We start from the raw sequence: 17,622 nt of genomic DNA, 5'->3' as shown, positions 1-17,622 counted from the left end.
CACGAAAGGAAGGTCAGCCTGCTCCGGCTTCGCGCGCTGAATGCCATGCGGCCAAGGCGAGGGGACGGATCCGCTGGATGATTTCGCCTGCATTGGCGGCGGTCTGCACACCGTCTCGCGCGCGCCCGGCGATGCCTTGCAAGATGGCCGCAACCCGGAACAGGTTGAACGCGGTGTAGAAGGGATGCGTGGGGTCGACGTCGAACCCTGTGCGTTCGCAATACGTCCGGGCATAAGCCTCGGGCGTCGGGATACCGAGGGCCGTCAGGTCGGCGCCGCGCAACGTTCCGCGCACATCAACCCCCTCGGGGCGAAACCACTCCATCATGTGATAGGTCAGGTCCCCGAGCGGATCCCCCAACGTCGACAGTTCCCAGTCGATCACCGCCGCGACGCGCGGTTCGGTCGGGTGGATCAGAAGATTGTGGAACGAATAGTCACCGTGGATGATCGTCGTGCGTTCGTCGCTAGGCGGAATGGCCCCTGGCAGCCACTCGGCCAGCCAGTCCATTTCTGGTATATCGACCGTCAGTGACGCCTCGTATTGGCGCGTCCAGCGCGAGATTTGACGGACGAAATAATTTCCCGGGCGACCATAGTCGGCGAGACCGAGCGCCGCATAATCAACGCGATGAAGTCGGGCGAGCGTGTCGTTTGCGGAATCATACACCGCCGCGCGCTCGGCCGGGGACAATTGCGGCATGCGGGGGTCCCAGAAGCCGCGGCCGGGTACATGTCGCATGACGTAGAACATCGTGCCGATGACATCGAGGTCCTCGCACAGCACCAGCGGTTCGGGAACGGGCAGCCCCGCTTCGAACAGCGCGCGCGTGATGCGATATTCGCGATCCACCGCATGCGCCGACGCGAGCAGGACGCCAGCCGGCTTCCGGCGCAATACATATTTGGCATCCGGAGTCGTCAGCAGGAATGTCGGATTGGACTGGCCGCCCTGAAACTGATCGACGGCCATGGGACCAGAAAACCCAGGTACTGCCCCAACGAGGTAACGCTTCAGCGTCGCCTCGTCGAACTGGGTACCAGGCACGACTGCTTCGGTCTGGCCGATCGTTGCAGCGGGAGCACTCATGCCGCCAACTCCCCACGGTACTTGTCGAATTCCATGCGTGCGAGCTGACGTTCGTGCACTTCGTCGGGGCCATCGGTCAGACGGACGATGCGGGTGTTCGCCCACAACTCGGCCAGTCCGAAATCGTCACTGACGCCTCCACCGCCATGCGCCTGAATGGCATCGTCGACGATTTGCTGCGCCATGCGGGGCGCGGCGATCTTGATCATCGCGATTTCCGCGCGGGCGGCCTTGTTGCCCACGGTGTCCATCATGTCGGCCGCCTTCAGGCATAGGAGGCGCGTCATCTCGATCTCGCAGCGCGCGCGCGCGATCCGCTCTTCCCACACCGAATGTTCGGCAATCGCCTTGCCGAACGTATGGCGGGTCAGGAGTCGCCGGCACATCTTTTCCAGCGCCACTTCCATCGTCGCGATGTTGCGCATGGTATGATGGATTCGGCCGGGCCCGAGGCGGCCCTGCGCGATCTCGAAGCCGCGTCCCTCGCCGAGCAGCATGTTGTCGACGGGCACGCGAACGTCCTCGAGCAATACCTCGAAATGGCCGTGCGGCGCGTGATCGTAACCGAATACGGGCAGGTGGCGCAGCAAGGTCACGCCCGGCGTGTCGCGCGGTACCAGGATCATCGACTGCTGTTTATAGGCAGGCGCGTCAGGATCGGTCTTGCCCATGAGGATGAAGAAGTCGCACTTGGGATGGCCCGCACCGGACGACCACCATTTACGACCGTTGATGACATACTCGTCGCCATCGCGGCGGATCGCGGTCTGTATGTTGCGCGCGTCGGACGAGGCGACGGCGGGTTCGGTCATCAGGAACGCAGACCGCGTGATCCCGTCACGCAGCGGCACCATGAAACGCGCCTTCTGTGCCGGCGTGCCATAGCGGTGAAGGACCTCGAAATTGCCGGTGTCGGGCGCCATGCAATTGAAGACTTCGCTCGCGAACGACACGCGACCCATCAGCTCCGCGATCGGGGCGTAATCGAGGTTCGTCAGCCCGGGACTGGTGAAGAACTCACCGTCATGCTCCGACGGGGGCATAAAGAAATTCCACAATCCTTCGTTGCGGGCTTTGTCTTTAAGCTCTTCGAATATCGGTGGAATATCTTTCCAACGATCCAGTTTCGCGGCTTGCTCGTGATAAACCGGGACGGCAGGAATGATATGCTCGTCCATGAAGGCGCGGACACGGGCCATCCAGGCCTGCGATTGATCCGAATGCTCGAAATTCATGCGGCTACCCCTGCCTAACGGATAAATGATCACTCAATCGACCGGTCGGTCGTGTCCTGCCAGAGCTATTCGACCGACCGGTCGGCTGTCAACCGGTCTTGTGGCGCCTGGGGCGGAACATGGACGCGCCAAATCGCCGGGTTCGGCAGAGATCGATTCGGATATCCATTGACCAATTAGACAGGCGACCGTCCGGTCGGACGGTGCTTAGATACTGACGTTGGAGTATCGGTTTGGCAGGGTGGTAATCGCGACCACCGGACCGCCAACCAAGAAAATAGATTGACGCCCGACCGGACGGTCGACACAATTGGCGGCGAGAGAGGATAGTGCTGATGAGTTCGTCGAACGGGCTGGAAGACGCGGCATTGCTGCGGTCTCACGCCCCTTACACGCTGGCTGGGTATGCGGCCTTTCGCGACGTCATCGATCGGGACGGAGCCGTTCCGGCGCGGTTGAAGGCGTTGTTCGTCGCGGTCACGGCGATCGATCGGCGCTATCCCGATCTTGCTCGCCGCGAACTTGTTCGTGGCGTGGGTCTGGGTCTCACCGTGACGGAGGCAACCGCCGGAATCATCGTCTTGAGCAGCCTGCGCGGTGAAGGTGCGGCGTTGGAATTCGCCCAACTGGTGACCAGCGCCATGGCGTTGGGCGAGTTGCCGAAACCACAGCAGCTACCCGACGCTGCGCCTGGCGAAGCGGTCGCCAATTTCGAGGCGTATTTCGGAACGATTCCGCCGCCACTCGCCCAGTTGCTGCGGCTCGTGCCGCGGGCAGCGGACGCATATTATCTCATGCGTCGGGGCAGCATCGACGCGAACCCGCTGTCGCCCAAGCATGGCGAACTGCTGCTGCTGGCGATCCTCGCAGCCGGGTATAGCCCGATGGCGGTAACGCATGTTCGCGGTGCCCGCCGGGCGGGCGCCAGCGACGAGGAAATCGCCGAAGCGGTGCTCTGCGCGATCCCCGCAGCAGGGGTTGCCGCCTGGATGGCCGTTGGCGCGCTGCTGGAACCGGCAGCGGACTGAACTTTCTACAAGTACTTCCATCACTAAAAACGGAGAGCGACATGGAACTCGAAAAAGACGTCATCCAGTATGAACTGGCGGATAATGGTATCTGCACGATCTGGCTGAACCGGCCTCACAAGCGGAACTGCGTCAGCCCTCAGCTGCTGCGCGAACTCGAGGCCGCAGTCGATCGCGCTGCTGCCGACAAGAAGGCGTTGGCCGTGGTGTTTCGCGGACGCGGCAACACGTTCTGCTCCGGCGCCGATCTGGATCAGCTGGTCGGTCCGGTGCTGCACGAAAGCACGGTTTCGCTACAGCTCGCGATCGATTCGGCGCGGACCTACGACAAGATCTACAACATGTCGAAGCCGACCATTGCTGCAGTCGAAGGCTATGCCGTCGCTGGTGGCTTCGAGCTGATGATCTCGTGCGATTTCGCACTGGCTGCATCGGAGGCGAAGATCGGCGATTTCCATATCCGCCGCGCGCTATTCGGCGGTGCCGGACCGATTTATCGCCTGCCGCGCTACATCGGCATGCGCAAGTCTAAGGAACTGATGCTGACCGGCAAGCTGCTGACCGGCGACGAGACGGTCGAGTGGAACCTGTGCAACGCGTCTGCGCCCGCCGACAAGTTCGATGCGCTGATCGCCGACTTCTGCGCGCCGCTGATCGACAAGAGCCCGTTCTGCATGTGGATGACCAAGATGGCGCTGAACCGCGGCATGGACGCGGACACGAACACGCTCATCACGCTTGAGACGATGACCTGCAACGTCGTCCACCATTCCGCCGATGCGAAGGAAGGCGTCGCCGCGTTCCTCGAGAAGCGCAAGCCGGTCTGGACGGGCAACTAAGGTGACGAAGGTCAGCATGGTCGTGCTCGCAAGCCGTCCCGACGACTGGACGCAGGCGCGTTTCACCGAGTGGTGGCGCGGGCCCCATGCCGATGCCGCCCGGGTGCTGCCTGGTCTCGTCGCGTATCGCCACGGCGTCGTGACGAAGGACTATGACAGTCCCGAAACGCCGGGATGGGACGGGCACGCCGTGCTGACCTTCGTTGATCAGGCGGCGCTCGACGTCGCCTTCGCCTCGCCCGAATGGAAGGCGGCGACCGCCCAGACCCGGGGAATGGGCGGCCGCCGCATCATCCTGATCACCGAGGAGGTCGATCTGCTGGAAGGGCCGGTTCGGTCGAAGGAGTATGGAGATGAGTGAACTCTCTCCTGGCTTTATGGCGCAAGGCTTTCGACTGGACGGCCAGCGTGCGCTCATCACGGGCGGACGCGGCGCACTAGCGGAGGCAATGGCCGCGACCTTGGCGGATCTAGGCTGCGCCGTGGCACTCGCCTCCCGCAACGGCGACGAATGTGTTGCGTTGGCCAACACGATCACCGAGCGCTTTGGCACGCAGGCGATCGGACTGTCCTGCGATATTTCGGATGAGGACTCCGTCGAGGCCGCCATGGCCGAGACGATCGCGCGACTTGGCGGTCTCGATATCCTCGTCAACAATGCCGGCGCCTCGTGGTGGGGGCTCCCACAGGACATTCCGCTCAAGGGCTGGCGCAAGGTCATGGAGGTGAACGTCACCGGCACGTTCCTCGCGTGCCGGCATGCGGCACGGCACATGATCGCGCATGGCGGTGGTGCGATCGTCAACATCGCCTCGGTCGGCGCCTTCATCTCCTACCGCCCTGCGGATGGCCAGGTCGTGCCGTACACGACGAGCAAGGCGGCTATCGTCCACCTGACGAGTGATCTGGCTGCGCAATGGGCTGAACACGGCATACGCGTGAATGCGATCGCGCCCGGATCGATCGAGACCGGCATGACCGAGACGCTCGATCCCGCGATTCAGGAAAAAACTCGGGCACGCATCCTGATGGGGCGCTTCGGACACCCCGACGAAGTCTCAGGTACGCTGGCCCTACTTGCCTCCCAGGCCGGCAGTTTCATTACCGGCCAGACTTTCCTCGTGGACGGAGGGCAATCCATTGGCTGACCTGAGCGCGGATGGACTTGTCTGGTCGGACGACCGGCTGTGGCCGCAGTTCGTGGCGAGGGCCGACGAAGATCCAGTCGCGACGGCTCTGGTCGATTGCGATGATCGACGATGGACACGGGGCGAGCTTCGCGCCGAGGCGGATACCCTCCAGGTCCGTCTGCGTGCGGCGGGAGTCGGCGCAGGATCCCGCGTGCTGGTCGCCGGGCACAAGCGTGCGAGCACCTTGGTCATCGCGCTCGCCGTATCGGCGTGCGAGGCGATCTTCTGCCCCTATTCGCCGAAATTGTCCGACGCCGACCGGACGATGCTGGAGAGCCGGCTGAGCCATGCCGCGCACATCTTCGTGGATCCCGACGACGCGATCCGTATCGATCCCGTTCCTTCGACAGCTCGCTCCAACGATTTTCGCAACCGCGACGCCGCGCTGATCGGGTTCACGTCCGGTACTACAGGCGTGCCCAAGGGTGTGATGCACGGGTCGACGGCGTTGAACTACGCGACGCGTGCCTGCGCTGCCAACGCCGGCCTGAAGCCAGGAGACTCGATCCTGGGGATCGTACCGCTCGACAGCGCGCCGGGCTTCACGTTCACCGCGCATTTCGCCCTGTCGCTTGGCCACCCCCTCGTGTTGATCGATCCATGGGACCCCGTGACAGCGATGCGACGTGCGACCCTTCATGGCTGCGGCTGGGCGATCATGGTGCCGACGCACCTTTATACGATGGTGGAGGCGGCAAAGACAGGCGCGTGGTCGGGGCGATTGCCGTTACGCGCCGTGGCCGTTGGCGGTAGTGCCATGACGCCTGAATTGATCGCCGATGCCGATGCTCTGCTGGGCCTGAAGGCGCTGCGTATGTTCGGCATGTCGGAATGCATGGGACATTGTTCGACCGTGCCGGCAGACACGCTGTTGCGGCGACAATCGACCGATGGGCGACCCTTCCCGGGAACGCTCGAGGAAGCCTTCGATCTGGATGGTCGCTCGCTGCCACGCGGTGGGCGTGGACAGGCGGGCGTGCGCGGACCCTCGCTGTTCCTGGGCTATGCCGAGAATCTGGGAGCCGGACAGGAGCGCATGACGCCCGACGGCTACTACCTGACCGGCGACGAGATCGTGCGCGACGATGAGGGATATGTCCGGGTGGTGGGTCGGATCAAGGACCAGATCATTCGCGGCGGCCTGAACATCGACCCCGCCGAGATCGAAGCCGCGCTACTGCGCCATCCGGCACTTGCCGAAGTGGCAGTGGTCGGCGTTCCGGAACGCAAGCTTGGCGAGCAGGCTTGCGCAGTCTGTCGGATACGCGATGGCGCGTCGCCAATCAGTTTCGACGAGATGATCGCGCATCTCCAACGCGAAGGCATGTCGCGCAAGAAATGGCCGGAACATCTGGTCCTGGTCGATGAGATGGCGATCGGCGCGACCGGAAAGCTCGACAAGAAGGCCATGGCCGCGCGTGCGGTTGCCGCACTGGTGTCGGCATGACTGGATTTTCGTTCGATCTGACCGGCCGTGTCGCGCTGGTCACAGGGGCATCCTCGGGACTGGGGCGTCGGTTTGCGACCATATTGGCGGCGAGCGGTGCGAAAGCGGTGATCGGCGCGCGGCGTGCCGAACTGCTCGACACGCTTGCGCAGGAGATAGCGGACAATGGCGGCGAAGCGCTGCCGCTGGCGATGGATGTCACCGACGAGGCCTCGATCATCGCGGCCTATGACGAAGCCGCAGCACGCTTCGGCCCGGTCGATACGGTCATTGCCAACGCCGGACTGAACGTCGCAGGCAGTTCTCTCGGGCTGGAGGCCGACGCCTTCGACCGGATCGTCGCGGTCAATCTGCGCGGTGTGTTCCTGACGGCACGCGAAGGTGCGCGGCGCATGGTGGCAGCCGGATCGCAGGACCGCGAACATGGTCGCATCACGATAATATCGTCGATCACCGCGCATCAGCCGGGGGCGGGCATTGCGCCGTACAGTGCGACAAAGGCTGCCGTCGCCCAGATGGGGCGATCGCTGGCGAAGGACTGGGCGCGCAAGGGCATCAACGTCAACGTGCTTTGCCCCGGCTACATCTCCACCGAAATGAACGAGACGCTTTGGGATCAGCCGGCGGGGCAGGGGCTGCTCGCGTCCTTTCCACGAAAGCGCGTTATGGACAGCGACGCGCTTGACGCGATGATCCTGTATTTCTCGTCCGATGCAAGCCGGAACCTGACCGGTTCGGTGATGACGATCGACGACGGACAGACGCTTTGAGGGTTTGGCATACCAGGGTTGGTCAGTGCCATACCGCGTGTCGCACCGCCGAACTGACGCTGGTTTTCCCGGTGAACGGCTACCGCGGCGCCGCAAGTTGGGGGTCGAGCACGTCATGACGCGGGTCTCCGATGCCAATCTGGGGACCACGCCAGTACGCCCGGGTTTCGAGCTTGACGAAGGCGCGTTGGACACGTGGATGCGGGCGCATGTTGCGGACTATCAGGGGCCGCTGATCGTCACGCAGTTTCGCGGTGGGCAATCCAATCCGACTTACCATCTGGCCACGCCGAAGCGACGTTACGTCCTGCGTCGCAAGCCGCCCGGGCCGTTGCTGAAGGGCGCTCATGCCGTCGACCGCGAAGCTAGGGTGCTGATCGCACTCGAGCGTGCCGGCTTTCCGGTGGCGCACGTTTACGGACTGTCGGTGGACGACACGGTGATCGGCACGATGTTCTACGTCATGGACATGGTCGAAGGGCGCGTCGTCTGGGACGCGACCTTCCCTGACGTACCTGCCGAGGAGCGGGCTGCGTATTTCGATGCGATGAATGCGACGATGGCGCAGCTTCACGGGATCGATCCAGACGCGATCGGGCTCGCGGACTATGGTAGGCCCGGCAATTACTTCGAACGTCAGATCGCGCGTTGGTCGAGCCAGTATCTGTCCGACGATGCCGCAGGGCGGGATCCGTATATGGACCGGCTCGTCGAATGGCTGCCGGCGAACATTCCCCTCGACGACGATGCGTCATCCATCGTGCATGGCGACTTCCGCTGCGACAATCTGATCTTTCATCCCAGCGAACCCCGGATATTGGCCGTACTCGATTGGGAATTGTCGACTCTCGGGCATCCGGGAGCGGACTTCGCCTATCATGCCATGATGTACCGGATGCCGGCACATATCGTCGCCGGGCTTGGTGGTGTGGATCCGGCGTCGCTCCGGATCCCGTCCGAACAAGCGTATCTGCAAGCCTATTGTGCCCGGCGTGGCTTGGCTTCGATGCCCGGATACGACTTCTACATCGCGTTCAACTTCTTCCGCCTCGCCGCGATCTTCCACGGAATAAAGGGCCGCGTGCTGAACGGTACGGCGGCGTCTGCCGAGGCACGCCAGCGCGTCGCGGTGCTGCCCGAATTGATGGCGCTGGCCTGGGCGCAGGCGGAGCGCGCGACGCGTCGCTGATATTTGGAGAGTTGCGTATGTCCGATCCTACCGCATTCTGCTGCGTTGCAGCGCTATTGGCGGTGTCAGCGCCCTCCGTGGCTCTTGCTCAGGTGCCCCCGCGACCGGATCCCCCCGAACAGACGACACAGCCTGCGACAACCAGCGCACTGCCAGACGACAGCGTCTTGCCCACGCCCGATCGCTTCAAGCGGTTCGACGATCTTAGTCTGAAGGGATGGGCGATCTCGTATCCCAAGGTCGCCGATACGATCCTCGCCGATCATCTGGGCGTTCGTGATGCGCTCGCCGATATCGGCATCGGCATTTCGCCGATCAATACGGCTAATTTCCAGTATGACTTCTTGCAGAACGATCGCGGCTATCGTGGACCACAGCTTTATAACGGCCAGCGGATAACACGAACCAATACCACGGCCAGCCTCACCGCGACCTATGATCTCGGCCGTATTGGCCTCAAGGGTGGACAGATCGCAACGACATTGAGCATCGTCGACAACAGCTTTCCAGCAGTGAACGGTCCGAAGAAAATCCGGATCGGTCGTCTGCACTATTATCAGGATGTGATCGCCGGGGTGTTGGACTTCAAAGCGGGCTACATCGACAACACGCAGGAGTTCCTCGGGATCAACGTCGGTGGCAATCTGGCAACCGGAAACCTCGGACCGCAGGCGACGATCCCGTTCCAACTCGGTTTGAGTTATGGCGGGTTCGCAGCGCCCGGTATCAACGTCCGGGTACGATCGAAGACCGGCTTCTACAACAAATTCGGTATTCAGCGCAGCTTGCCACCCGGGGGTGCGACCGCGGAGAACGCCGTGAACCCGGGAGGTTTTCGTTTCTCTCCGCCAGGTACTGGCGTCTTATTGATCGACGAAATCGGTTTCAATCGGGCATCGGCGCCCGGAACGAAATCTGCCTGGGTACGGTTCGGCGGCATTCATAATTCGACGCGCTACACGCATTTCTCGGATGGTGCGCAAAAAGATAATTGGGCCGTTTTCGTCGCTGCCGATCGACAGCTGACGCAGACCGATCCGGCGAAACCCTTTCGCGGAATCTATGCCGGAGCGACATTCAACTACGCGCCACCGGAACAGAACTTCTTCACGCAATATTACGAAGGCCGCGTCTATGGCGTCGGTCTCATCAAAAGCCGTCCGTTCGATCTGGCGTCGTTGGTAACAACGTATAACGTGTATAGTCCGGAGGGACTGCGCGCTCGTGTCCCGACAAACCAATCATTCTACAAAGGTACCTGGGCTGCCACGGCCAGCTACGCCTATCGCGCTGCGGCGGGGATCTATATCCAGCCGGGCTTGGGAGTAACGGTGCATCCGATCTTCAGCCCAAGGTTCGGGCCAGCACTGAACGGCTACCTGAGCCTGATCACGTTGTTCTGAGGCTTCCACCAGCGCTGCAAGGCTGATTGCATATCGCCAAGATCCCGATCAATCTCCTGGAGCAATCCGGACCGTCCAAGCGTGTTCGCCAACGTCTACTTGCCATTCGCAAGGGGCCGCCGTCATGGCCGGTTAGTCGCTCATCGCGCTATTTCCGCACAGATCTTCCTCGAGTTCGAAAGTGTCGAAACAGCGTACTTGGCACTGAGACGCAGGATGCGCCAAGCCCGGGTGATGCGATCAGCTTGAGATACTCCAGGACAGCCGTGCTCCCTTCGATCGCACCCTCGCCCAAGCGCGATCAGCCCCTCCAACTTGGCGGAGGGGCTGACCGGTAGCGTTAGGCAGCCGCGCCTCCGTCGATGTTGAGCGTGGTACCCGTAATATAGCTCGCATCGGGACCGGCGAGGAACGAGACCGCACCCGCGATTTCCTCGACTTTGCCGTAGCGGCCAAGCGGAATGTATCCGATCATCTGCTGCGCAAACTCGCCGTTGGCGGGGTTCATGTCTGTGTCGATCGGGCCTGGCTGCACCGTGTTCACCAGAATATTGCGTGATGCGAGATCTTTCGCCCAGCCTCGCGCCAACGCCGCAACGGCCGCCTTGGTCGCGCTGTAGACCGCGGTCGCCGGGAAGGCGAGCTCGCCCGAGACGCTGCCTATCAGGATGATCCGCCCACCGTCGTTCAGGTGCGACAGCGCCGCGCGTGTGCCAACGTGGAGGCCTTTCACGTTGACGTCGAACTGGCGATCGAAGGTCTCGTCCGTATCGTCGGCGACGGCAGAGAATTCCGCCACGCCGGCATTGTGGACCAGGATGTCGATCGCGCCGAGCACGGCGGCGGCCTGCTCGACGCCCGCGCGTTGCGATGCAGGGTCGGCAGCGTCTGCCTGGAATGCGAAGGCAGTGCCGCCGGCACTCTCGATTGCCGCCACGGTAGCGTCGGCGGCAGCCTTGTTGCCGGCGTAGGTGATCGCGACGGCTGCACCGTCGGCAGCCAGTCGCTTGGCAATTGCTGCGCCGATGCCGCGTGATCCACCGGTGACGAGCGCTTTTTTGCCCTGAAGTGACATGTCAATTCTCCGAAATGTGGCCCGCGATCACGCCGTCGTGTGCTGTCGGCAAGAGGGAACATAAGCTGACGCTTCCACAGTTCAACATATCCGAACTATTAAAGTGGAGCCGCTCCATTATATGAGCCCGATGCCCCGTTTCACGCATCCCCGTCTTGAGGACGTTCCGCTCGATCTCGCTCTCCACGCGCTGGCCGATCCCAATCGGCTGGCAATGGTGGCACGGTTGGCCATGACCGAGCGGCTGAGCTGCACCGACGCGGCACCATGCGAGTCGATCCCCAAGAGCACGCTGTCCAATCACCTGAAGCTGCTTCGCGCCGCGGGGCTGATCGAGACGACGCAGGCTGGGCGCGAGATGATCAACACGCTGCGACGCTCCGATTTCGACCGGCGTTTCCCGGGCCTGCTCGACGTGGTGCTCGCCAACAGCCTTGCCTGACGCATACCGCGATGCCGACAGATCCGGCGCCGTATCGGGACCGAAGCTGGCGGTGTCGCAAGGCAGTCCGAGTGTCCGGAATTGGGCCGGGTTGCCTCGTTCCGCGAAAACCTCGCTGAATTGGTCTGCGGCGTTTGCGCTCTTGGTATCGCGAGAGGATGGTGAGCCAAAGAGCCGGGCATACTCGCGACTGTATCGCGATACGCTTTCGTACCCGACGGCATAGCCGGCCGCGGCAACATCGCGGCCGCTGACGATTAGTCGACAAGCCTTCTGCAATCGCAAGCTCTTCTGATACTGTAGCGGGCTCATCGCCGTTGCCGTTCGAAAATGCCGATGTAGCGAAGCCGAACTCATGCCTGCCTCATCGGTCAACGCTTCGACGCGTAAAGGCTGGTCGAACTGTTCGCGTTAGCTTAATCGCGCGGCGACCTGCGAAAGGCGGCTATCCGCACGCGCGATCTGGCGGACGATCGCTCCCTGCGCGCCCTGAAGTAGGCGGTAAGGGATCCATGCTCGCAAAGCGGCGCCAATACCGTGATGTCCTGCGGCGCGTCGAGTAGCCGCAGCAGGCGTAGCCAGGCGTCGAGCAGTTCAGTAATAGAAGGGCCGGGCGGCGTTTTAGTTTCGTAATGCGTCGTAGGGACCCGACTGCGTGCTGTTCCAGAATATTGAACGGAGCTGCTAACACGGCCGGGGACCATATAGGCAAGACGATGGGGACAGCGCCGGTGTAGTACGTGGGCTACACCGGCGCTGCATTTCGAATTTACAGCACCTCGAACAACCCGGCCGCGCCCATGCCGCCGCCGACGCACATCGTGACGACGACATACTTTGCGCCGCGACGCTTGCCTTCGATCAGCGCGTGGCCCGTCGCGCGGGCGCCGGTCATGCCGTAGGGGTGGCCGATCGAGATCGCGCCGCCGCTGACGTTGAGCAACTCGTCGGGAATGCCGAGATGGTCGCGGCAATAGAGGACCTGGACCGCGAACGCCTCGTTCAGTTCCCACAGGCCGATATCGTCCATCTTCAGCCCGAAGCGCTTTAGCAGCTTGGGGATCGCTACGACCGGACCGATGCCCATCTCGTCGGGCTCGGTGCCGCCGACCGCCATGCCGACATAGCGACCGAGTGGCTGGAGACCGCGCTGCGAGGCGATTTTCTCTTCCATCAGTACCGACGACGACGAGCCATCCGAGAGCTGCGAAGCGTTGCCCGCGGTGATCGTGAAGTCGGGGCCCATCACGGGCTTCAGCGACTGGAGCCCTTCCAGCGTGGTGTCGGCGCGGTTGCCCTCGTCCTTGGTGATCGTCACGTCCTTGTACGTGACCTCCTTCGTCTCTTTGTTGACGATGGCCATGTTGGCATCGACTGGCACGATCTCGGCATCGAAATAACCGGCTGCCTGTGCGGCGGCAGTGCGTTGCTGCGACTGGAGCGCGTACGCGTCCATCGCATCGCGGCTGATGCCGTAGCGCTTGGCGACGACTTCGGCAGTCTGCAGCATCGGCATGTAGACGTCCTTGTGCATCGCGATCAGCTGGGGATCGGGGGCGACGCGCATCTGCGGGGTCTGGACGAGGCTGATGCTCTCGACGCCGCCGCCGATCGTGATGTCCATGTTGTCGGTGATGATCTGCTTGGCCGCGGTGGCGATCGCCATCAGTCCGGAGGCGCACTGGCGGTCGACCGACATGCCCGAGACGGTGACGGGGAGGCCGGCGCGCAGCAACGACGTGCGGGCGATGTTGCCGGCCTGGTGGCCCTGCTGGAGCGCGCAGCCGAAGACGACGTCGTCGACTTCCGCCCCGTCGATGCCGGCGCGCTCGACCGCGGCCTTGATCGAATGCGAGGCGAGCGTGGGGGCGGGGGTGTTGTTGAAGCCGCCGCGATAGGCGCGGCCGATGGGGGTGCGGGCGGTGGAGACGATGACGGCTGAACGCATGATTTTATCCTTATCTGCTCCCTTCCCGCTTGCGGGAGGGGTTGGGGGAGGGGGTGGCCAGAGCAGCCGGCGCAATCGCGGCTATATCGGACCCTCCCCTGACCCCTCCCGCAAGCGGGAGGGGAATTAGTTTCAAACGAAGACTTGGCTGATCCATTCGGCGATCAGGGCGGGCTTTTCCTGGCCCTCGATCTCGACGGAAAACGCGTTGGTCTGCTGCCACTGGCCGGGACGCTTCTCGTCGAACGAGAGCAGCTTGAAGCGGCCGCGGACTTTCGAGCCGGAGCGGACGGGGGTCAGGAAGCGGACAGAGTTGCCGCCATAATTGACGCCCATCTTCGCGCCCTCGATGGTCGGCGCGTCGGGCACCTTCGACGACAGCAGCGGCATCAGCGACAGCGTCAGGAAGCCGTGCGCGATCGTGCCGCCGAACGGGGTCTGTGCCGCGCGGACCGGATCGATGTGGATGAACTGGTGGTCGCCGGTCGCGTCGGCGAACTTGTCGATCATGTCTTGCGTGACCTCGACCCAGTCGGAAACCGTCTCGGTGCCGATGCGCTGGTGCATCTGCGCGGTGGTGATCGTCGCCACGGCATTCCCCTCAAAGCTCATTTGGCGCTAAGCGCTGCAATGTCTCTAGGCGTACAGGCGAGCGGATCGCAAGCCTCACCCAACCGGAAGCTGGAAAATGTCGACTGCCGTAACGTCCAATGCCCGCGATATCATGGCAAAGCTGTACCGCGCGAGCGAACCCGATGTTCTAAAACCGCTGCTGGACCGCGCCGCGCTCGATTCGGATTCGCGCGAACGTGTGATGGGGCATGCGCTGGGCCTGCTCGCGGACCTGCGAGCGGCGCAGAGCAAGGGCTGGGTGAACCAGTTCCTCCAGGAATATCGGCTCAATTCGTCGGAAGGCGTCGCGTTGCTGTCGCTGGCGGAAGCGTTCCTGCGCGTGCCCGATCCCGAGACGGCGGACCTGCTGATCGCGGACAAGCTGGGCGATGCCGACTGGCGCGCGCATGCGGGCAAGTCGAATTCGAAGCTGGTCAATTCGGCGACCTGGGGGCTGGTGGTCGGCCGCGTGCTGGTCGGCGAGGGATCGACGGGACCGCTGCGGCGCCTGATCAGCCGCGCGGGCGAGCCGTTCGTGCGGCAGGCGGTCGGCGCGGCGATGAAGATGATGGGCGAGATCTTCGTGATGGGTCGCACCATCGACGAGGCGATGAAGCGGATGCGCCGGCCGGAGAACAAGGGCTTCACGGCGAGCTTTGATATGCTCGGCGAGGCGGCGCGGACGCATGCCGATGCGCAGCGATACTTCCAGGCGTATGTCGGTGCGGTCGACGCGGTCGGGCGCGATCCGGCGGCGGGGCACTCGATCTCGGTCAAGCTGTCGGCGCTGCATCCACGGTACGAAGTGGCGCGGTGGAGTGAGTGCGTGCCCGCGCTGACCGAGATGCTGGAAGCGCTTGCGGTGCAGGCGGCGTCGAAGGGCATCGCGCTTACCGTCGACGCGGAGGAATCCGAAAGGCTGGAGATGAGCCTCGACATCATCGGCACGGTCGCTGGGCTGCCGTCGCTGAAGGGCTGGGACGGGTTCGGCATGGCGGTGCAGGCCTATGGCAAGCGCGCGCGGCCGGTGATCGAATGGGCGAACGGGCTGGACCGCGTGATGAACGTGCGGCTGGTGAAGGGCGCGTATTGGGACAGCGAGATCAAGCGCACGCAGGTCGAGGGGCTGGCGGACTATCCACTGTTCACGCGCAAGGCGGCGACCGACGTGTCGTACCTGGCCGTGGCGAAGGACATGCTGGCCGCGGAGAATATCCGGCCGGCGTTCGCGAGCCACAACGCGCTGACGGTCGCGACGATCATGGAGTGGGCGGGCAACTCGCGCGACTTCGAGTTCCAACGGCTGCACGGGATGGGTGACGGGCTGTACGAGCGGCTGGTGCAGGAGAATGGCTATCATTGCCGGGTTTACGCGCCGGTTGGCGGGCATCGGGATTTGCTGGCGTATCTTGTTCGGCGGTTGTTGGAGAATGGGGCTAATTCGAGTTTCGTGCATCAGTTGGCGGACGAGCGGCTGACCGAGGCGGAGATTCTGGCGGATCCGGTGGCGAAGATCGCTGCGGTGGGGGGGAAGCGGCATCCCAGCATTCCGTTGCCGGTGGATTTGTTCGGGGCCTGCGGGCACCGCAATTCTGCTGGATTGGATTTGAGTGATGTGGGGACGCTGGAGGCGGTGGTGAAGGCCGTGAACGCACCGTTGGCCCATACGCCGTTCCCCCGCGAAGGCGGGGGCCCAGACTCGGCGCGAAGCGCCGACCGCGCTGACGCGCGTGATTTGGAGGGGCTGGGCCCCCGCCTTCGCGGGGGAACGGTAGAAGATGCCATCACGCGTGCACATGCGGCGTTTCCGGCTTGGTCGACCACGCCCGTCGACGAACGCGCGGCTTGCCTCGAACGGCTTGCCGACCTGCTCGAGAAGCATCACGACGAACTCATGGCGATCTGCGTGCAGGAGGCGTTCAAGACGATTGGCGACGCGATTGGCGAGGTGCGCGAAGCAGCCGATTTCTGTCGCTACTATGCGCAGCAGGCGCGGCTGAACTTGCATCCGATCGAACTGCCGGGGCCGACGGGCGAGCGGAACACGCTGCATATCGAGGGTCGGGGTGTCTGGGCGACGATTGCGCCGTGGAACTTCCCGCTGGCGATCTTTCTCGGACAGACGGTGGCGGCGCTCGTCACCGGCAACACCGTGGTTGCCAAGCCTGCGCCGCAGACCCCGCGGATCGCGGCGCGTGCGGTTGAGCTTGCGCATGAGGCTGGCGTGCCGGTCGATGCGCTGGTGCTCGTGACCGGCGGGCCGGAGGTTGGCGCGGCGCTGACGGCGGATGTGCGCATCCAGGGTGTCGCGTTCACCGGATCGACCGCGACGTCGCGGAAGATCGCACGGTCATTGCTCGACGACGAGACGCGGCCGATCGTGCCGCTGATCGCGGAGACCGGCGGGATCAACGCGATGATAGTCGATTCCACCGCGCTGCCTGAGCAGGTGGTGGCGGACGTGATCGCGTCGTCGTTCCGGTCGGCGGGGCAGCGGTGCTCGGCGCTGCGCTTGCTGCTGGTGCAGGAGGACATCGCCGACGGCGTGATCGAGATGCTGTCGGGGGCGATGGAGACGTTGCGGATCGGGCGCTCGGGCGATCCCGCGACCGATGTCGGGCCGGTAATCGACCAGGCCGCGTATGATCGGCTGATGGCCTACCGCGAGAGCGTGAAGGCGAAGATCGTCAAGACGCTCGATGCGCCGGCGGATGGGCTGTTCGTGCCGCCGACTCTGGTTCGGATCGGGGCGATCGAGGATTTGAACCAGGAGTGGTTCGGGCCGATCCTGCACGTGGCGACGTGGGAGGCGGGGAAGCTGAGCGAGACGATCGCTCGGGTCAACGCGAAGGGGTATGGGCTGACGATGGGCCTGCACAGCCGTATCGCGCGGGCGGCCGAGGTGATCGAGGCCGAGGCTGCGGTGGGAAATTTGTACATCAACCGGTCGATGATCGGCGCGGTCGTGGGGTCTCAGCCTTTTGGTGGTGAGGGGCTTTCGGGGACGGGGCCGAAGGCTGGTGGGCCGCGATATCTTTATCGGTTCTGTGCCGAGCGGGCGGTTTCGGTGGATACGACGAGTGCGGGCGGGAACGCGACGTTGCTGTCGTTGGATGAGGGTGGAATTTAGTCTCTCCTCAACCGGACACGGCCTACGCGTGGGTCACTTGTAGAGCACCTCCCCGGCGGAGGCCGGGGTCCAATTGGGGAACTGTGCTGACGACCGTCGCGCTTCGTTACTGCGACCTTGCCAATTGGGCCCCGGCCTTCGCCGGGGTGGTGTTGGGCGTGGCGGCGAGCTCTTTATGTCCAGCTTGTCTCGGCCGACTCGATTTCACGGTACTCTAGCAAGCA

At 63.6% G+C, this 17,622-nt stretch carries 16 protein-coding genes and 1 pseudogene; 10 read left to right on the top strand and 7 right to left on the bottom strand.

Annotation, left to right across the window (positions count from 1 at the left end):
- Window positions 1-13 precede the first annotated feature (13 nt).
- Window positions 14-1,090, bottom strand: a complete 1,077-nt coding sequence (locus tag J4O76_RS10805) for a phosphotransferase family protein (RefSeq protein ID WP_426281800.1) — start codon at window positions 1,088-1,090, stop codon at window positions 14-16.
- The gene (locus J4O76_RS10800; RefSeq protein WP_426281799.1) at window positions 1,087-2,325 is read right to left on the bottom strand and encodes an acyl-CoA dehydrogenase family protein; all 1,239 of its coding nucleotides are present in this window, start codon (window positions 2,323-2,325) and stop codon (window positions 1,087-1,089) included. Before J4O76_RS10800 ends, J4O76_RS10805 begins: the two co-directional genes overlap by 4 nt.
- A 335-nt stretch (window positions 2,326-2,660) precedes the next feature.
- Here J4O76_RS10800 and J4O76_RS10795 point away from each other — a divergent pair, with 335 nt between their 5' ends.
- From J4O76_RS10795 to J4O76_RS10760, 8 genes are all read left to right on the top strand, one after another.
- On the top strand, window positions 2,661-3,353 hold the full coding sequence (locus J4O76_RS10795) for a carboxymuconolactone decarboxylase family protein (protein ID WP_426281798.1): 693 nt from the start codon (window positions 2,661-2,663) through the stop codon (window positions 3,351-3,353).
- A 41-nt stretch (window positions 3,354-3,394) separates the two neighbouring features.
- The gene (locus J4O76_RS10790) at window positions 3,395-4,192 is read left to right on the top strand and encodes an enoyl-CoA hydratase/isomerase family protein (RefSeq protein ID WP_426281797.1); all 798 of its coding nucleotides are present in this window, start codon (window positions 3,395-3,397) and stop codon (window positions 4,190-4,192) included.
- Window positions 4,193-4,208: 16 nt separating this feature from the next.
- On the top strand, window positions 4,209-4,553 hold the full coding sequence (locus tag J4O76_RS10785; RefSeq protein ID WP_426281867.1) for an EthD family reductase: 345 nt from the start codon (window positions 4,209-4,211) through the stop codon (window positions 4,551-4,553).
- On the top strand, window positions 4,546-5,340 hold the full coding sequence (locus tag J4O76_RS10780; protein WP_426281796.1) for an SDR family NAD(P)-dependent oxidoreductase: 795 nt from the start codon (window positions 4,546-4,548) through the stop codon (window positions 5,338-5,340). Before J4O76_RS10785 ends, J4O76_RS10780 begins: the two co-directional genes overlap by 8 nt.
- The gene (locus tag J4O76_RS10775) at window positions 5,333-6,829 is read left to right on the top strand and encodes a class I adenylate-forming enzyme family protein (protein WP_426281795.1); all 1,497 of its coding nucleotides are present in this window, start codon (window positions 5,333-5,335) and stop codon (window positions 6,827-6,829) included. The genes J4O76_RS10780 and J4O76_RS10775 overlap by 8 nt, the downstream gene beginning before the upstream one ends.
- Window positions 6,826-7,599, top strand: a complete 774-nt coding sequence (locus J4O76_RS10770) for an SDR family NAD(P)-dependent oxidoreductase (RefSeq protein WP_426281793.1) — start codon at window positions 6,826-6,828, stop codon at window positions 7,597-7,599. The genes J4O76_RS10775 and J4O76_RS10770 overlap by 4 nt, the downstream gene beginning before the upstream one ends.
- Before the next feature lie 115 nt (window positions 7,600-7,714).
- Window positions 7,715-8,788, top strand: a complete 1,074-nt coding sequence (locus J4O76_RS10765; RefSeq protein ID WP_253071103.1) for a phosphotransferase — start codon at window positions 7,715-7,717, stop codon at window positions 8,786-8,788.
- Window positions 8,789-9,132: 344 nt separating this feature from the next.
- Window positions 9,133-10,191 carry a carbohydrate porin gene (locus tag J4O76_RS10760; protein ID WP_426281791.1) on the top strand — a complete coding sequence of 353 codons (1,059 nt, stop codon included), beginning with the start codon at window positions 9,133-9,135 and terminating at the stop codon, window positions 10,189-10,191.
- 340 nt (window positions 10,192-10,531) lie between these two features.
- Here the strand turns inward: J4O76_RS10760 and J4O76_RS10755 are convergent, their stop codons facing one another.
- Window positions 10,532-11,266, bottom strand: coding sequence for an SDR family oxidoreductase (locus J4O76_RS10755; RefSeq protein WP_426281790.1), 735 nt, complete (start codon window positions 11,264-11,266; stop codon window positions 10,532-10,534).
- 130 nt (window positions 11,267-11,396) lie between these two features.
- On the opposite strand from J4O76_RS10755, the gene J4O76_RS10750 reads away from it, so the two are divergent.
- The gene (locus J4O76_RS10750; RefSeq protein WP_426281788.1) at window positions 11,397-11,708 is read left to right on the top strand and encodes an ArsR/SmtB family transcription factor; all 312 of its coding nucleotides are present in this window, start codon (window positions 11,397-11,399) and stop codon (window positions 11,706-11,708) included.
- A 219-nt stretch (window positions 11,709-11,927) separates the two neighbouring features.
- Here the strand turns inward: J4O76_RS10750 and J4O76_RS10745 are convergent.
- The 4 genes and pseudogenes from J4O76_RS10745 to J4O76_RS10730 form a co-directional block, all read right to left on the bottom strand.
- Window positions 11,928-12,065 (bottom strand): annotated as a pseudogene (locus J4O76_RS10745) (helix-turn-helix domain-containing protein); the annotation flags it as partial.
- A 59-nt stretch (window positions 12,066-12,124) separates the two neighbouring features.
- Complete coding sequence (locus J4O76_RS10740) at window positions 12,125-12,412, bottom strand: AraC family transcriptional regulator N-terminal domain-containing protein (protein ID WP_426281787.1); 288 nt, start codon at window positions 12,410-12,412, stop codon at window positions 12,125-12,127.
- A 65-nt stretch (window positions 12,413-12,477) separates the two neighbouring features.
- Complete coding sequence (locus J4O76_RS10735; protein ID WP_253071098.1) at window positions 12,478-13,656, bottom strand: acetyl-CoA C-acyltransferase; 1,179 nt, start codon at window positions 13,654-13,656, stop codon at window positions 12,478-12,480.
- Window positions 13,657-13,788: 132 nt separating this feature from the next.
- Window positions 13,789-14,223 carry a MaoC family dehydratase gene (locus J4O76_RS10730; RefSeq protein WP_426281866.1) on the bottom strand — a complete coding sequence of 145 codons (435 nt, stop codon included), beginning with the start codon at window positions 14,221-14,223 and terminating at the stop codon, window positions 13,789-13,791.
- Between the two features lie 157 nt (window positions 14,224-14,380).
- Between J4O76_RS10730 and putA the strand changes: the two genes are divergently transcribed.
- Window positions 14,381-17,398: a bifunctional proline dehydrogenase/L-glutamate gamma-semialdehyde dehydrogenase PutA gene (gene putA / locus J4O76_RS10725; RefSeq protein WP_426281864.1), complete on the top strand. Its 3,018-nt coding sequence runs from the start codon at window positions 14,381-14,383 to the stop codon at window positions 17,396-17,398.
- Window positions 17,399-17,622 lie beyond the last annotated feature (224 nt).

The organism is Sphingomonas sp. NFX23 (assembly GCF_049887795.1).
Lineage (GTDB): Bacteria > Pseudomonadota > Alphaproteobacteria > Sphingomonadales > Sphingomonadaceae > Sphingomonas.
The sequence above is the reverse complement of the archived record's forward strand: the minus strand, read 5'-3'. Positions and strand labels throughout refer to the sequence as shown.

What these genes read in the sequence shown, in the direction of transcription:
- J4O76_RS10805 (WP_426281800.1), bottom strand. Translation starts at nt 1,090, where the DNA reads ATGAGTGCTCCCGCTGCAACGATCGGCCAGACCGAAGCAGTCGTGCCT.
- J4O76_RS10800 (WP_426281799.1), bottom strand. Translation starts at nt 2,325, where the DNA reads ATGAATTTCGAGCATTCGGATCAATCGCAGGCCTGGATGGCCCGTGTC.
- J4O76_RS10795 (WP_426281798.1), top strand. Translation starts at nt 2,661, where the DNA reads ATGAGTTCGTCGAACGGGCTGGAAGACGCGGCATTGCTGCGGTCTCAC.
- J4O76_RS10790 (WP_426281797.1), top strand. Translation starts at nt 3,395, where the DNA reads ATGGAACTCGAAAAAGACGTCATCCAGTATGAACTGGCGGATAATGGT.
- J4O76_RS10785 (WP_426281867.1), top strand. Translation starts at nt 4,209, where the DNA reads ATGGTCGTGCTCGCAAGCCGTCCCGACGACTGGACGCAGGCGCGTTTC.
- J4O76_RS10780 (WP_426281796.1), top strand. Translation starts at nt 4,546, where the DNA reads ATGAGTGAACTCTCTCCTGGCTTTATGGCGCAAGGCTTTCGACTGGAC.
- J4O76_RS10770 (WP_426281793.1), top strand. Translation starts at nt 6,826, where the DNA reads ATGACTGGATTTTCGTTCGATCTGACCGGCCGTGTCGCGCTGGTCACA.
- J4O76_RS10765 (WP_253071103.1), top strand. Translation starts at nt 7,715, where the DNA reads ATGACGCGGGTCTCCGATGCCAATCTGGGGACCACGCCAGTACGCCCG.
- J4O76_RS10755 (WP_426281790.1), bottom strand. Translation starts at nt 11,266, where the DNA reads ATGTCACTTCAGGGCAAAAAAGCGCTCGTCACCGGTGGATCACGCGGC.
- J4O76_RS10750 (WP_426281788.1), top strand. Translation starts at nt 11,397, where the DNA reads ATGCCCCGTTTCACGCATCCCCGTCTTGAGGACGTTCCGCTCGATCTC.
- J4O76_RS10740 (WP_426281787.1), bottom strand. Translation starts at nt 12,412, where the DNA reads ATGGTCCCCGGCCGTGTTAGCAGCTCCGTTCAATATTCTGGAACAGCA.
- J4O76_RS10735 (WP_253071098.1), bottom strand. Translation starts at nt 13,656, where the DNA reads ATGCGTTCAGCCGTCATCGTCTCCACCGCCCGCACCCCCATCGGCCGC.
- J4O76_RS10730 (WP_426281866.1), bottom strand. Translation starts at nt 14,223, where the DNA reads ATGCACCAGCGCATCGGCACCGAGACGGTTTCCGACTGGGTCGAGGTC.
- putA (WP_426281864.1), top strand. Translation starts at nt 14,381, where the DNA reads ATGGCAAAGCTGTACCGCGCGAGCGAACCCGATGTTCTAAAACCGCTG.